Source organism: Pseudomonas sp. SAS7 (genome assembly GCF_052112345.1).
GTDB classification, from domain to species: Bacteria; Pseudomonadota; Gammaproteobacteria; order Pseudomonadales; family Pseudomonadaceae; genus Aquipseudomonas; species Aquipseudomonas putida_Q.
Map to the genome: position 1 here is coordinate 14745 of NZ_JBEGGO010000006.1, position 13038 is coordinate 27782.

Sequence of the window (13038 nt, forward strand, 5' to 3'; positions counted from 1 at the left end):
GGTCCTCGAACAATCTGGCGAGTATAACGGCGAACCCAGCCTGCTCTATCATGGTCTTAAGCTTCAGGCGCAGGCGCTTCGCTTGCCCTGCTGAATACCTTCTCGGAGATTTACATGCGCATCCCATCCCGCGTCATCGGCGGCGCCCTCATCGCCACCATGCTGACCCAGCTGACGGCCTGCGGTACCATTTTCTACCCGGACCGGCGCGGCCAGATCGGCGGTAAGATCGACCCCGTGGTAGCCGCCATGGACGCCATCGGCATCCTGTTCTACGTGATCCCGGGGCTGATTGCCTTCGGCATCGACTTTGCCACCGGCGCCATCTACTACCCCGGGGGCCGCACCGCCCAGGTCGACCCGGCCAAGCTGCAAGAGGCCGTCAGCCCCGACGGCAAGGTCGACAACCTGAAATTGCAGGCCATTATCGAAAGCGAACTGGGCCAGCGCCTGCCGCTGAACGACCCACGGCTGATCCAGCACCGCGGCAGCGTCGAACAGCTGGCCAGCCTGGGCCTGGTGCCGGCAGCCTGAACCCCACGCACGGACATTGACCAGGGATGATCACCTCGGCCGAACACCAGCGCCTGCTACGCCTTGCCACCCGCGCTTCACTGGCGGTGGCCAGTATCCTGGTGCTGAGCAAGGCGCTGGCCTGGTGGCTGAGCGGCTCGGTGAGCCTGCTGGCCGGGTTGACCGACTCGGCACTGGATGCCGTTGCCTCGTTTCTCAACCTGCTGGCCGTGCACTACGCCTTGCGACCCGCCGACGACGACCACCGGTTCGGCCATGGTAAAGCCGAAGCCTTGGCCGGCATGGCGCAGGCGCTGTTTATCGGTGTCAGTGCGGTGCTGATCGGTGTGCAAGCGGTTGAACGGCTGCAAGACCCGCAACCCTTGGGCGATACCGGCATCGGCATCGCGGTGATGCTGCTGTCACTTGGGCTGACCGTCGCCTTGCTGAGCCTGCAGCACAAAGTCATCCGCCTGACTGGCTCCACTGCAGTGCGAGCCGACTCCCTGCACTACCGCTCGGACTTGTTGCTCAACAGCAGCATTCTGCTGGCCCTGCTGCTGGCACGCTTCGGCTGGCCGCAGCTGGATGCGCTGTTCGGCCTGGGCATCGCCTTCTACATCCTCTGGAGCGCGTTGCAGATTGCCCGCGAGAGTACGGCGATCCTGATGGACAAGGAGCTGCCCGGTGATGTTGGCGAGGACATGACCACACTGGTCTTGGCCATACCCGGCGTGAAAGGCGTGCATGACCTGCGTACGCGGGTGTCGGGCAACCAGTGGTTTGTGCAGCTGCACCTGGAGCTGCCGGGGCAGTTGCCGCTGCATGACGCGCATGGGTTGTGCGTGGAGGCCTCGCGGGTGATCCGCCAGCGTTATCCACAGGCGGATGTGATGGTGCACGCCGACCCGGTATGAATCTGCAAGGGCCCTATCGCCGGGACAGACAACACATCTGGCTCAGTTGATGCTGTAACCCCGGCCACTGAAGCAGGCGCCCAGCGACCGCCGGTAGGTGTCGAGCACATTGGCCGCCGGTGCGTAGGTCGCCGTCGCCGGGTCGAACCCCGACTGGCTCACCGCCCAGCGATGGCACTGGTAGCGGTCCTGCTCCTGCTGCTGTTGCCCCTGCCCGTTCATCGGGTAAGCCACCACGTCATACCCGCCGTTTGCCGGTGCCACCGGTACAGGCGCAGGGGCGCCGACGGGCGGGTTGACCACCACATATTCCTGGCTGTCAGCCAGGTACTGGTAATAGGTGTCGGCCACCAGGAAGAACATCGCCCCACCCATCCAGACCTCCTGCGCATAGGGCGGCAGGTAATTGACTCGCACCCCGTAAGGCGGGGTCACCACGATGTAACTGCCACCATGGGGGCGATACCAGTAGCCACCGGAGTAGAAGTAGTCCGCCCCCCGGTAAGGCACTTTCCAGTAGCGGTCAGGGAAATGATCGACAGTGTGACCCGGTCGATACTGCGGCCCAGGCCCCCAGCCATTGCCGTGGCCATCCGGGCGCCCCTGCCAGTCGCCACCGGGGCGTTGCCCCGGGCCGCCAGCCTCCCATTGATGGTTATCGCCGTGGCGCCGGGGGATGTCCTGGTAGTAACCCTGCCTTGGCGGCTGGGTCTGGCGCACTTCGTCGCGCGAGTTCAGCGAGCGGCCGGGCGTGCCTTCTGCCTGCCCCTGCTGGCCTCGCTCGCCATGCCCCTCACCCGGTCCTTCGGCCAAGGCCCCCAGGCTGATGCTCAAACCCAGCAAACCAACACCTGCCAACTGCCAGATGCGCGACTTCATGGTGTTCCTCACGGTAGAAAATACGGCAACTACAGCCAGTCTACCGTGACGGCACCACAGGCCAATTAAATTTCCGGACAGAAAAAAGGGAGGCCACAGGGCCTCCCTTCTGAAATTGTCGTCCGTGCTCGGCACTTGTGGCGCCGGCTCACCTCACACCGTCTTCTGGAGGGTGTGTAGCCCGGGGGCCGAGTGCATCCTGTTGGATGGCTGGCCGCGACCGCCGGCCTAGGGCGCGTCGCCGTGGACTGATGTCCGGGCAGTGATTCTGTTGATAAAGATACCGGACAGGTTGCGGCAGAGGATTGCGAAGATTGCTCAGATAAATAGCACTTGCGCAATTTTTCACCCTGGATTGATAATTCGCCGCAATACGAACAGAAAAGGGCAAATGCCATGAGCAAACTTGACCGCTACGACCTGAGCATCCTCGCCGAATTGCAGCGCGATGCGCGCATTTCCAACCAGGAACTGGCCGAACGCATTGGCCTGTCGCCTTCGCCATGCTCGCGTCGGGTCAAGCAACTGGAGGACGACGGCTACATCTCGCGCCAGGTGGCCCTGCTCGACCGCAAGAAGCTGGGCCTGAGCCTCACCGCCTACGTGCTGATCGGCATGGACCGCCACACCCCGGAGCGCTTCGAAACCTTCGAGGCGGCCATCCGTATCCTGCCGCAGGTGCTTGAATGCAGCCTGGTCACCGGGATGGATGCCGACTACCAGCTCAAAGTGGTGGTGCCAGACATGGACCATTACCAGAAACTGCTTCTAGGCAGCCTGACCCGTATCGAAGGCGTCACTAGCGTGCGTTCGAGCTTCGTGCTCAACCAGGTGTTGGCCAGCACCGAGCTGCCATTGACCCACCTGCGTTAAACGCCCACGGTAGCCGGCGTATACTCGGCTGCTCAGCCTGCCTGGAGAACACAGATGGATCCCGCCGTATTCGAAGAGTGGATGATGATCATCCTGGTCACCGTATTGATCGGTTTCATGGGCTTCATCGTCTGGGACCTGGCGAAAAAGTCCAAGGCTGGGAAGTTCGGGACGTTGATCCTGTTCTTCGTGCTGGGGCTGGGAGTGCTGGCCTTTATCATCAAGAGCGTTGTGGTGGGGTTTCTCGAAGGCGTGTAAGGCTCAGGAATGCCGGGAGCGCTTTGCGCTCCTTTCGCGACGCAAGGCCGCTCCTACAGGGAATACACATGCCTGAGGCTGGCCATGTACCTGTAGGAGCGGCCTTGTGTCGCGATGGGCCGCAAAGCGGCCCCCGGCTAGCGCTGCAACTTCGCCGGCACTTCGCGCCAGCAACCCTGCTCCAGCCCGTCCAGCGCCCAGTCACCAATCCGCACCCGCACCAGGCGCAAGGTCGGCAGCCCCACTGCCGCCGTCATCCGCCGTACCTGCCGGTTACGCCCCTCGCGAATCACTAGTTCCAGCCAGCTGGTCGGCACGCTCTTGCGAAAGCGTACCGGCGGGTTGCGTGGCCACAGGTCGGGTTCTTCCAGCCGCCGTGCCTCGGCCGGCAAGGTCGGCCCATCGTTCAGCTCCACGCCGTCACGCAAGCGCTGCAACTGCTCGTCGCTCGGTTCCCCTTCCACCTGCACCCAGTAAGTCTTGGCCAGCTTGTGCTTGGGGTCGGCAATACGCGCCTGCAGCCCGCCATCATTGGTCAGCAACAGCAGGCCTTCACTGTCGCGGTCCAAGCGCCCGGCCGGGTACACGCCCGCGATGTCGATGAAGTCCTTGAGGGTCGCGCGCCCTTCGCCGTCGCTGAACTGGGTCAGCACGTCGAACGGTTTGTTGAACAGGATCAGGCGCGGCTCGGCCGGTGGCGCCTTGGGCTGGCGACGCGGGCCGGCGGCAGGCCGCGCCTGGGGGCGGCGCGGCTTGTTACGGGGTGGCAGTGACATGGATCCTCAGCGGAACGGCGGCTCATCGAAGCTGCGCAGTTTACGCGAGTGCAGCGAGTTGAGCTCGGTGCGCAGCAGGTCGAGGGCAGCAATGCCGATCTTCAGGTGCTGGCTGACCGCCCGGTTGTAGAAGGCGTTGGCCGAACCCGGCAGCTTGATCTCGCTGTGCAGCGGCTTGTCGGACACGCACAGCAGGGTGCCGTACGGCACGCGCAAACGATAACCCTGGGCGGCAATGGTGCCGCTTTCCATGTCCACTGCCACTGCGCGCGACAGGTTGATGAGCGGGCGTTCCTGGGCCCAGCGCAGCTCCCAGTTGCGGTCGTCGTAAGTCAGCACGGTACCGGTGCGAAGGCGCTTCTTGAGTTGTTCGCCACGCTCGCCGGTGACCTGCGCAGCAGCCTCCTGCAAGGCCATCTGCACTTCAGCCAGGGCTGGAATCGGGATGTTCGGCGGCACCACCCGGTCGAGAATACCGTCACGACGCATGTAGGCGTGGGCCAGCACGTAATCGCCAATGGTTTGCGACTGTCGCAAGCCGCCGCAGTGGCCGATCATCAGCCAGCAGTGCGGGCGCAGCACAGCCAGGTGGTCGGTGATGTTCTTGGCGTTGGACGGGCCGACACCAATGTTGACCAAGGTCACGCCGTCGCCGTCGGCGGCGATCAGGTGGTAGGCCGGCATCTGGTAGCGGTGCCAGATCACGCTGGCGACCAGGGCCTGGGTCTCGCCGTGGTCCATGGCTTTTTCGATCACCACGTTGCCCGGCAGCACCATGCGCACGAAGCGCGGGTCGTCGCGAAGTTGCTCCAGACCGTGGCTGATGAACTGGTCAACATAACGGTGGTAGTTGGTCAGCAGGATCCACGGCTGCACATGGCGCCAGTCGCTGCCGGTGTAGTGCACCAGGCGGCGCAGCGAAAAGTCGACGCGCGCGGCATCGAACAGCGCCAGCGGAAAGATTTCGGCACGGTCCCAGTCGTACAGGCCATCGGCGATGTTGTCGGTGGCGGCCGACAGGTCAGTGCTGGGGAACACCCGAGCCAGCTGCGCGGCGGTAATGCCGCTGCCGGCCAGTTCGTCGCCCTGGTCGACCACGTAAGGGTATGGAATGTTCTGCTCGCTGATGCCCACCTCTACCGTGACGGTATAGTCGTGCATCAATGGGCGCAACTGCTCCAGCAGGTAGCCACGGAACGCAGCGGGCTGGGTGACGGTGACGCTGTAGGTGCCGGCCACCTGCACCTTGGCATAGGCCCGCGTGGTGGCGGCGACCTCACCGTGGCTGTAGTAGGTCAGGCGCAGCGCCGGGTAGCGGAACAGGTCGCGCTCATCGGCGCCCGGCTCGGTACGGTCCTTCAGGTAACGCTTGAGGGCCTGGCTCAGGGCCCCGGTGGCCTGTTCATGCAGGGCCGCCAGACGGTCGACGGCCTGTTCGGGGGTATCAACGACTACAAAAGCGTGGCTCACACTGTGCTTCCTGTCTGGACATGCATGTGAACCATCTTGCCTGCGTTTCATGGCAATTACATCCCCGGCGGTCAGTACCGGCCTCATCGCCGGCAAGCCAGCTCCCACAAGTACTCCACCGCTATCGAACCTTGTGCATTAACTGTGGCAATTGCATTGCAGGCGATGAGCCCCTCAAAGCCACCTCAACTCGGCCAGGCTGGTGTTGCCCTGCTCACCAGTGCCTGCACATCCACACCCCGTGGCAGCGCCCCGTACACTCGTCCACCACCCGTCAGCCGGCTACCGATAAACGCGTCACTGACCACCGCATTGCCCGCCTCCAGCAACAGCTTGGCCTGAAGCGCCAGCGCGATATCCTCGGTCAGCTGCCGCGCGCGGTACTGTATGTCGCCGGTGTCGGCAAATGCCCCCTTGAGGTTGCCGATATGCGCCGCCAGCCGCGGATCCCCATGCCCGTCGCCCAATTCGGCGAACAATGCATCGAGCACGCCCGGCTCCTTGGACAAGGCCCGCAGCACATCCAGGCACTGTACGTTGCCAGAGCCTTCCCAGGTGGAATTGACCGGTGCCTCGCGGTACAGCCGTGGCAGGATGCTGTCCTCCACATAACCCGCACCGCCCAGGCATTCGGCGGCCTCGTTGATCATGGCCGGCGCGCGCTTGCAGATCCAGTACTTGCCCACTGCCGTAACCAGCCGGGCGAAATGCGCCTGCTGCGGATCGTCGAGTTGCTCCAGCGCCTGCCCCATACGCAGGCTCAAGGCCAGTGCAGCCTCGCTTTCCAGGGCCAGGTCGGCCAGCACGTTTTGCATCAATGGCTGCTCGTTCAGCACCCGCCCGCCGACCTTGCGGTGTGCGCAGTGGTGGGCCGCCTGGGTCAGCGCCTGGCGCATCAGGGCGCTGGAGCCGACCATGCAGTCGAAACGGGTCATGGCGACCATCTCGATGATGGTCGGCACACCCCGCCCTTCTTCGCCGATCATCCATGCCAGCGCACCACGGAACTCCACCTCGCTGGAGGCGTTGGAGCTGTTGCCCAGCTTGTTCTTCAGGCGCTGGATATAGAACTGGTTGCGGTTGTCATCCGGGCGGTGGCGCGGTAGCAGGAAGCAGCTCAGGCCTTTTTCGGTTTGCGCCAGCGTGAGGAAGGCATCGCACATGGGCGCCGAGCAGAACCACTTGTGCCCGACCAGCTCATACGGCTGGCCCGGGCCAGGTGCGCCTACCGGATAGGCCCGCGTGGTATTGGCGCGCACATCGGTGCCGCCCTGCTTCTCGGTCATGGCCATGCCCAGGGTGACCCCGGCCTTGTGCCGGTAGCCGACGTTGCGCGGGTCATATTCACAGGCAAGAATTTTCGGCAGCCAGTACTCGGCCAGCTCGGGCTGAAGGCGCAGCGCCGGCACGGCGGCGAAGGTCATGGTCAGCGGGCAGCCAGTACCGGCTTCGGCCTGGCTGTGCAGGTAAGTCATCGACGCGCGTGCCACATGGGCGCCAGCGCGGGGTTCGGCCCATGGTAAAGAAGGCAGGCCGTGCTCGACGGCGGTGCGCATCAGCTCGTGGTAGGCCGGGTGGAACTCGACCAGGTCGATGCGATGGCCATAGCGGTCGTGGCTGATGAATTCAGGTTTGTGCGCGTTGGCCAGGAAACCTGCCTGCATCAGCGGGCCGCCCGCCAGGGCGCCGTAGGCATCGATCCGCGACTCTGCCCAGCCCGCGCCGAAACGCCGTGACCACTCCTGCAATGGCAGGTCGAGGCGGTACAGGTTGGCGCCGTCAAGGGACGGCGGCTGGTTGGTGACTTCGTGGGTTTCAGCGTACTGGTGCAGGTTCATCGGGGGGCTCCTGGATCCGGGTAGGCTTGAGAGACCCAGTGAAGCACTGCTTGCGGGGGAGTCAAAGGGGCATTAATGACTAAACGTGTGGTGGGGGTGGCGCATGTCTTGGGCAGGCATCAGGGCTGGCAGGTGCTCGTCACAACACATTCAGCGCCTATGAGACCGAGCGCCGCCCGCGCGGCGCTTCGCAGCACAAGGCTGCTCCTACATTTGTTTCGGGCCAGTTATTCCTGAGGCAGAGGCGCGCGCCCCCCCCCTGGTGTTCACCTCGATATCGTGCCGGGCAAACCAGGCGGTCGCGCGCGTTGGCCCAGGTGTTACTGGCCCGAAACAAATGTAGGAGCAGCCTTGTGCTGCGAAGCGCCGCGCGGGCGGCGCTCGATCTCATAGGCGCTGCACCTGCCACGGCGAACACCTGCCAGCCCTCACCAACGCTATGCCTTCAAAGCGAGCGCCGCGTCTGCAGCATGTTCGGGCTCATCTGCACCTGCGAAATCGCCATGTTCAAACTCAATTCAAACCGGCTCCCCAACCCGCGCGTCGACTCATGCGCCAACCGCGCCCCCAGCAATTCCCCCATCTGTCGGCAGATCGACAAGCCAATCCCCAAGCCGCCATACCGCCGGGTCATCGAACCGTCGACCTGGAAGAACCGCTGGTACAGGGTCGACTGCTCCAGGTCATCGAAGCCGATACCGCTATCACTGACGGTAAAGGTCAAAGCCAGGTCGCCCGGCCCCAACCGGCGGCCGCGCACCTGGATCATCACCCCGCCCTGATGGGTGAACTTCAAACCGTTGTCTACCAGGCAGCCCAGGCACTGGGCCAGCTTCTGCCCGTCGCCCAGCAGCCCGTCCGGCAGGTCGGCCGGTATGTCCAGGCTCAGGTACAAGCCTTTGCGCAGGGCCTGCCCGGCATAACCGGCGCGCAAGCCCTGCAGCAGTGCGCGCAGGCTGAACGGCGCCGGCTGCGCGCGCAGGCGGCCTGCCTGCAGCTCGGACAGGGTAAGAATGGCGTCGACCATGTCCATCATGCCTTGCGCCGACCCCACCGCCGTGCGGTGGTACTGGGCCATTTCGGCTTCCATCGGCAGGGTGTGCATCAGCTCCAGCGAGCCGATCACGCCATTCATCGGGGTGCGCAGCTCATGGGTCACGCTGGCCAGAAACTCGTCCTTCAGGCGGTTGCTCCTGGCCAGTTGCAGGTTCAGTTGCTCCAGCGTGCGCCCGGTCTCGCGCAAGGTCTGCGCCTGTTGCTCACGCAGGCTGTTGATACGGTCGGCCAGCGCCAGCGACAGCAATGCTACCTCCAGCGCCGAACCGAGCTGGCTGGCATACATGGTGATGAATACATTTGGCAGGTAGCCCAGCACCATCAGGGTGTTGACCAGCCCGCCAAGCAGGAACGCCGTCCAGGCGATGATGAACCAGCGCGCCACCCGCAAGCCACGCCACCAGGCGTACAAGCCGGCGCTGAAGATGCTCACGGTGAACAGCAACGCCAGAAGCGTGGCCATGCGCAGGGCAATGCCGTAGGGCATGCTCACCGCCATTACCATGACCAGCGCGCCGCCCAGCATCAGCAGCTGCAGCAGCCGGTCGAAACCACGGCTTATGTTGCCCATTTGCAGGAAGTACCGGGCGAACTGGCAGCCGAACAGGCCCGCCGCACCAATGAACAGCGGCGTCGAGGCGTTCGCCCACCAGGGGCTGTCCGGCCAGAAGTAGGCCACGCCTGCACCGTTCACCGATACCTGGTAGAAACCGAACGAGGCGATATAGAGGATGTAGTAAAGGTAGCTGACGTCGCGCACGCTGAGGTAGATGAACAGGTTGTACACCAGCATCACCAGTAACACGCCGTAGATGATCCCCAGCACATACAGGCGCGTGGGCTGCTCTTCCAGGTAGGCTTCAGGGGACCAGAGTGCCAACGGCGCTTGTACCGAACCCTGGCTGTGCAGGCGCAGGTAGGCGGTGGTCACCTGGCCAGGGGGCAACTGCAACTTGAACAGGTAGTTGTTCTGCCGTATCTGCCGGCTGTCGTAGGGCAAGGCATCGCCGGTGCGCTGCGCCAGGCGGTATACGCCGCTGCCGTCAGGCAAGTACAGCTCGAGGTGGTCCAGCGGCGGGTAGGCCAGCTCCAGCAGCCACTGCCGCGGGGCAGCGCCGGGCGGGGCAACGGGGCGCAGCTCGACCTTGAGCCAGAACACCGAGGTGGAATAACCGGCGTTCAGCACGTCTTCATGGTGGGGGCGGAAGAATTTGGCAAACCCGGGGGCACTGACCTGGGCGATGCTGGCACTGCCATCGTGGTCTTCGTAAACCTGCATGGCCTTGCCCAATGGAAGATTCCGGGTAGCGTCGTCGAAATCGACCGCTCCGGCCAGCACGGGCAGCAAGCCCAGAAGCACAATCAGCAAATAGCGCATACAGCCCCAGCATGGCCTGTCCGGTCGCGTCGCGGTAGCCTCCCATCCGTTTGAGACGACGTGATCCGGCAGAACCCGTTTGTCGAGTTATCCGAGCACTCTAGCATAGCTTCGCAACCTGGCAATCGGCCATATCAAAAACCAAAGAAAAGGCTCTAAATCAATACTTTCAGAAGGTCAGCAAATCAGAATCTGACCGATCGATCAGTAAAACTCGTTTGTCGGACGATCCGCCCAAACAGGTTTGGTGGTAAGCTCGCCGACCATGAATACCTACAGCTCCCGCCCCGTTGTCCTCTGTCTCTCCGGCCACGACCCCAGTGGCGGCGCCGGCCTGCAGGCAGATATCGAAGCCCTGATCGCCCAAGGCTGTCACGCTGCACCCGCAGTGACCGCCCTGACCGTGCAGGATACTGTCAACGTTTCCGACTTCCGCGTGCTCGACCGCGAGTGGGTACTGGCCCAGGCCAATGCCGTGCTGGCCGACTCCACGGTGGCCGCCGTCAAGCTGGGCATGCTCGGTTCGATCGAGATGGTCGACACCGTCGCCGAACTGCTGGCCGCTCACCCGCACCTGCCGCTGGTCTGCGACCCGGTGCTGCGTGCCGGCGGCGGTGGCCGCCTGGGCAAGGACGAAGTGGGCTACGCCCTGCGCGAACGCCTGCTGCCACTGGCGACCATCGCCACGCCGAACCTGCCTGAAGCCCGCATCCTCGCCGAACTGCCCGAAGGCACCGCCGACGAATGTGCCGAAAAGCTGCTGCCGTTCTGTAGACACCTGCTGATTACCGGCGGTCACGGCGACGAAGACGAAATTCACAACCGCCTGTACACCCAGGACGGCCAGCTCCACACCTGGACCTGCCAACGCCTGCCGGGCAGCTACCATGGCTCGGGCTGCACCCTGGCCAGCGCCCTGGCTGGCCGCCTGGCCCTCGGCGAGCAGCTGGAAAGCGCCGTGCGCAGCGCCCTGGACTACACCTGGCGCACCCTGCGTGACGCCGAGCAGTTGGGCAGGGGCCAGTACGTGCCGCGCCGCCTGCCCCTGGACTTCTGTTCCTGATACGAGGCTTTCAATGAAGCTACGCGGTCTGTATGCAATCACCGACAGCCAGCTGCTCGCCGGCCGGTTCCTGTCCCATGTCGAGGCGGCACTGGAAGGCGGCGTGTGCCTGCTGCAGTACCGCGACAAAAGTGACGACGCGGCGCGCCGCCTGCGTGAAGCCGAAGGGCTGATGAAGCTCTGCGAGCGCTACGGCACCCAGCTGCTCATCAACGATGACGCCGAACTGGCCGCACGCCTGGGCGTCGGTGTACACCTGGGCCAGACCGACGGCCCGCTGACCCCGGCCCGCGCCCTGCTCGGCCGCCGGGCGATCATCGGTTCCACCTGCCACGCCAGCCTCGAGCTGGCCGCCCAGGCCGCCAGCGAAGGCGCCAGCTACGTGGCCTTTGGCCGCTTCTTCAATTCCGTTACCAAGCCGGGCGCGCCCGCCGCCAACGTCGAACTGCTGGAGCAGGCGCGTGCCCAGGTAAAACTGCCGATTGCCGTGATCGGCGGCATCACCCTCGACAACGCCGCCCCGCTGGTCGCCCACGGCGCCGACCTGCTGGCGGTGATCCATGGCCTGTTCGGTGCCGACAGCGCGCAGGAAGTTACCCGCCGCGCCCGCGCCTTCAATGCCTTGTTCGCATCCTGATTTCGAGAGAGCCTTTCATGTCCCGTTCCGAAGACCTGTTCGCCAAAGCCCAGAAGCACATCCCAGGCGGCGTCAACTCGCCAGTGCGCGCTTTCAAAAGCGTGGGCGGCACGCCGCTGTTCTTCAAGCATGCCGAAGGCGCCTACGTCGTTGACGAAGACGACAAGCGCTATGTCGACTACGTCGGCTCCTGGGGCCCGATGATCCTCGGCCACGGCCACCCGGACGTGCTGGACTCGGTGCGCAAGCAGCTGGAGCATGGCCTGTCCTACGGCGCGCCGACCGCCATGGAAACCGACATGGCCGACCTGGTCTGCTCGCTGGTGCCGTCCATGGAAATGGTGCGCATGGTCAGCTCGGGCACCGAAGCCACCATGAGTGCCATTCGCTTGGCCCGTGGCTACACCGGCCGTGACGCCATCATCAAGTTCGAAGGCTGCTACCACGGCCACTCCGACAGCCTGCTGGTAAAAGCCGGTTCCGGCCTGCTGACCCAAGGCGTGCCAAGCTCGGCCGGCGTGCCGGCAGACTTCGCCAAGCACACCCTGACCCTGCCGTTCAACGACATCGCCGCAGTCGAGAAAACCCTGGCCGACGTTGGCCAGACCGTGGCCTGCATCATCGTCGAGCCCGTGGCCGGCAACATGAACTGCGTCCCACCGGCGCCGGGCTTCCTTGAAGGCCTGCGCGAGCAGTGCGACAAACACGGCGTGGTGCTGATCTTCGACGAAGTGATGACCGGCTTCCGCGTCTCGCTGGGCGGGGCCCAGGGCCACTACGGCATCAAGCCGGACCTGTCCACCTTCGGCAAGATCGTCGGTGGTGGCATGCCGGTTGGCTGCTTCGGCGGCAAGCGCGAAATCATGGGCTGCATCGCCCCGCTCGGCCCGGTCTACCAGGCCGGCACCCTGTCGGGCAACCCGCTGGCCATGGCCGCTGGCCTGACCACCCTGAAGCTGATCAGCCGCCCGGGCTTCCACGATGAGCTGACCGACTACACCAGCCGCATGCTCGATGGCCTGCAGCAACGTGCCGATGCCGCTGGCATACCGTTCGTCACTACCCAGGCCGGTGCCATGTTCGGCCTGTACTTCAGCGGCGCCGACGACATCGTCACCTTCGAAGACGTGATGAGCAGCGATGCCGAACGCTTCAAACGCTTCTTCCACCTGATGCTGGAAGGCGGCGTGTACCTGGCACCGAGCGCGTTCGAGGCGGGCTTCACCTCCATCGCCCACGGCGACAAGGAGCTGCAGATCACCCTGGATGCGGCTGAAAAGGCCTTTGCTGCATTGAAGTAATTGCCAGCCTGCACCGGCCTCTGTGGGAGCGGGCTTGCCCCGCGAAGAGGCCGGTACAGGCAATAATTACGCATGCACA

At 64.4% G+C, this 13038-nt stretch carries 12 protein-coding genes; 7 read left to right on the plus strand and 5 right to left on the minus strand.

Going from position 1 to position 13038, the window contains the following annotated elements; translation table 11 throughout:
• Nucleotides 1-114 precede the first annotated feature (114 nt).
• Nucleotides 115-534, plus strand: a complete 420-nt coding sequence (locus ABI582_RS11335; protein WP_019471731.1) for a hypothetical protein — start codon at nt 115-117, stop codon at nt 532-534.
• 26 nt (nt 535-560) lie between these two features.
• A complete protein-coding gene (locus ABI582_RS11340) occupies nt 561-1430 on the plus strand; it encodes a cation diffusion facilitator family transporter (protein ID WP_258654108.1) in 870 nt (289 codons plus the stop codon).
• A 42-nt stretch (nt 1431-1472) separates the two neighbouring features.
• Here the strand turns inward: ABI582_RS11340 and ABI582_RS11345 are convergent, their stop codons facing one another.
• Entirely contained in the window at nt 1473-2309 is an 837-nt protein-coding gene (locus ABI582_RS11345) for a DUF6515 family protein (protein ID WP_442119224.1), read from the minus strand.
• 396 nt (nt 2310-2705) lie between these two features.
• On the opposite strand from ABI582_RS11345, the gene ABI582_RS11350 reads away from it, so the two are divergent.
• Both ABI582_RS11350 and ABI582_RS11355 read left to right on the plus strand, forming a co-directional pair.
• Nucleotides 2706-3182: an Lrp/AsnC family transcriptional regulator gene (locus ABI582_RS11350; protein WP_016501780.1), complete on the plus strand. Its 477-nt coding sequence runs from the start codon at nt 2706-2708 to the stop codon at nt 3180-3182.
• 54 nt (nt 3183-3236) lie between these two features.
• Complete coding sequence (locus ABI582_RS11355; protein WP_003249787.1) at nt 3237-3440, plus strand: DUF2788 domain-containing protein; 204 nt, start codon at nt 3237-3239, stop codon at nt 3438-3440.
• A 137-nt stretch (nt 3441-3577) separates the two neighbouring features.
• Here ABI582_RS11355 and ABI582_RS11360 read toward each other — a convergent pair whose 3' ends face one another.
• The 4 genes from ABI582_RS11360 to ABI582_RS11375 all read right to left on the minus strand — a co-directional run bounded on the left by ABI582_RS11360 (nt 3578) and on the right by ABI582_RS11375 (nt 9958).
• A complete protein-coding gene (locus ABI582_RS11360; RefSeq protein WP_442119225.1) occupies nt 3578-4216 on the minus strand; it encodes a pseudouridine synthase in 639 nt (212 codons plus the stop codon).
• 6 nt (nt 4217-4222) lie between these two features.
• The gene (gene amn, locus ABI582_RS11365) at nt 4223-5737 is read right to left on the minus strand and encodes an AMP nucleosidase (RefSeq protein WP_259375049.1); all 1515 of its coding nucleotides are present in this window, start codon (nt 5735-5737) and stop codon (nt 4223-4225) included.
• A gap of 134 nt (nt 5738-5871) precedes the next feature.
• Nucleotides 5872-7524, minus strand: a complete 1653-nt coding sequence (locus tag ABI582_RS11370; RefSeq protein WP_442119226.1) for an acyl-CoA dehydrogenase family protein — start codon at nt 7522-7524, stop codon at nt 5872-5874.
• Nucleotides 7525-7969: 445 nt separating this feature from the next.
• Nucleotides 7970-9958 (minus strand): sensor histidine kinase, encoded by a 1989-nt coding sequence (locus tag ABI582_RS11375; protein WP_442119227.1) that lies wholly within the window; start codon nt 9956-9958, stop codon nt 7970-7972.
• A 265-nt stretch (nt 9959-10223) separates the two neighbouring features.
• Here ABI582_RS11375 and ABI582_RS11380 point away from each other — a divergent pair, with 265 nt between their 5' ends.
• The 3 genes from ABI582_RS11380 to hemL are packed head-to-tail and all read left to right on the plus strand — an operon-like array spanning nt 10224 to nt 12959.
• Nucleotides 10224-11021 (plus strand): hydroxymethylpyrimidine/phosphomethylpyrimidine kinase, encoded by a 798-nt coding sequence (locus ABI582_RS11380; protein ID WP_049275631.1) that lies wholly within the window; start codon nt 10224-10226, stop codon nt 11019-11021.
• Nucleotides 11022-11034: 13 nt separating this feature from the next.
• Nucleotides 11035-11658 (plus strand): thiamine phosphate synthase, encoded by a 624-nt coding sequence (thiE, locus tag ABI582_RS11385; protein WP_016489343.1) that lies wholly within the window; start codon nt 11035-11037, stop codon nt 11656-11658.
• Nucleotides 11659-11675: 17 nt separating this feature from the next.
• Nucleotides 11676-12959, plus strand: a complete 1284-nt coding sequence (gene hemL, locus ABI582_RS11390; RefSeq protein WP_258654112.1) for a glutamate-1-semialdehyde 2,1-aminomutase — start codon at nt 11676-11678, stop codon at nt 12957-12959.
• Nucleotides 12960-13038: the final 79 nt, after the last annotated feature.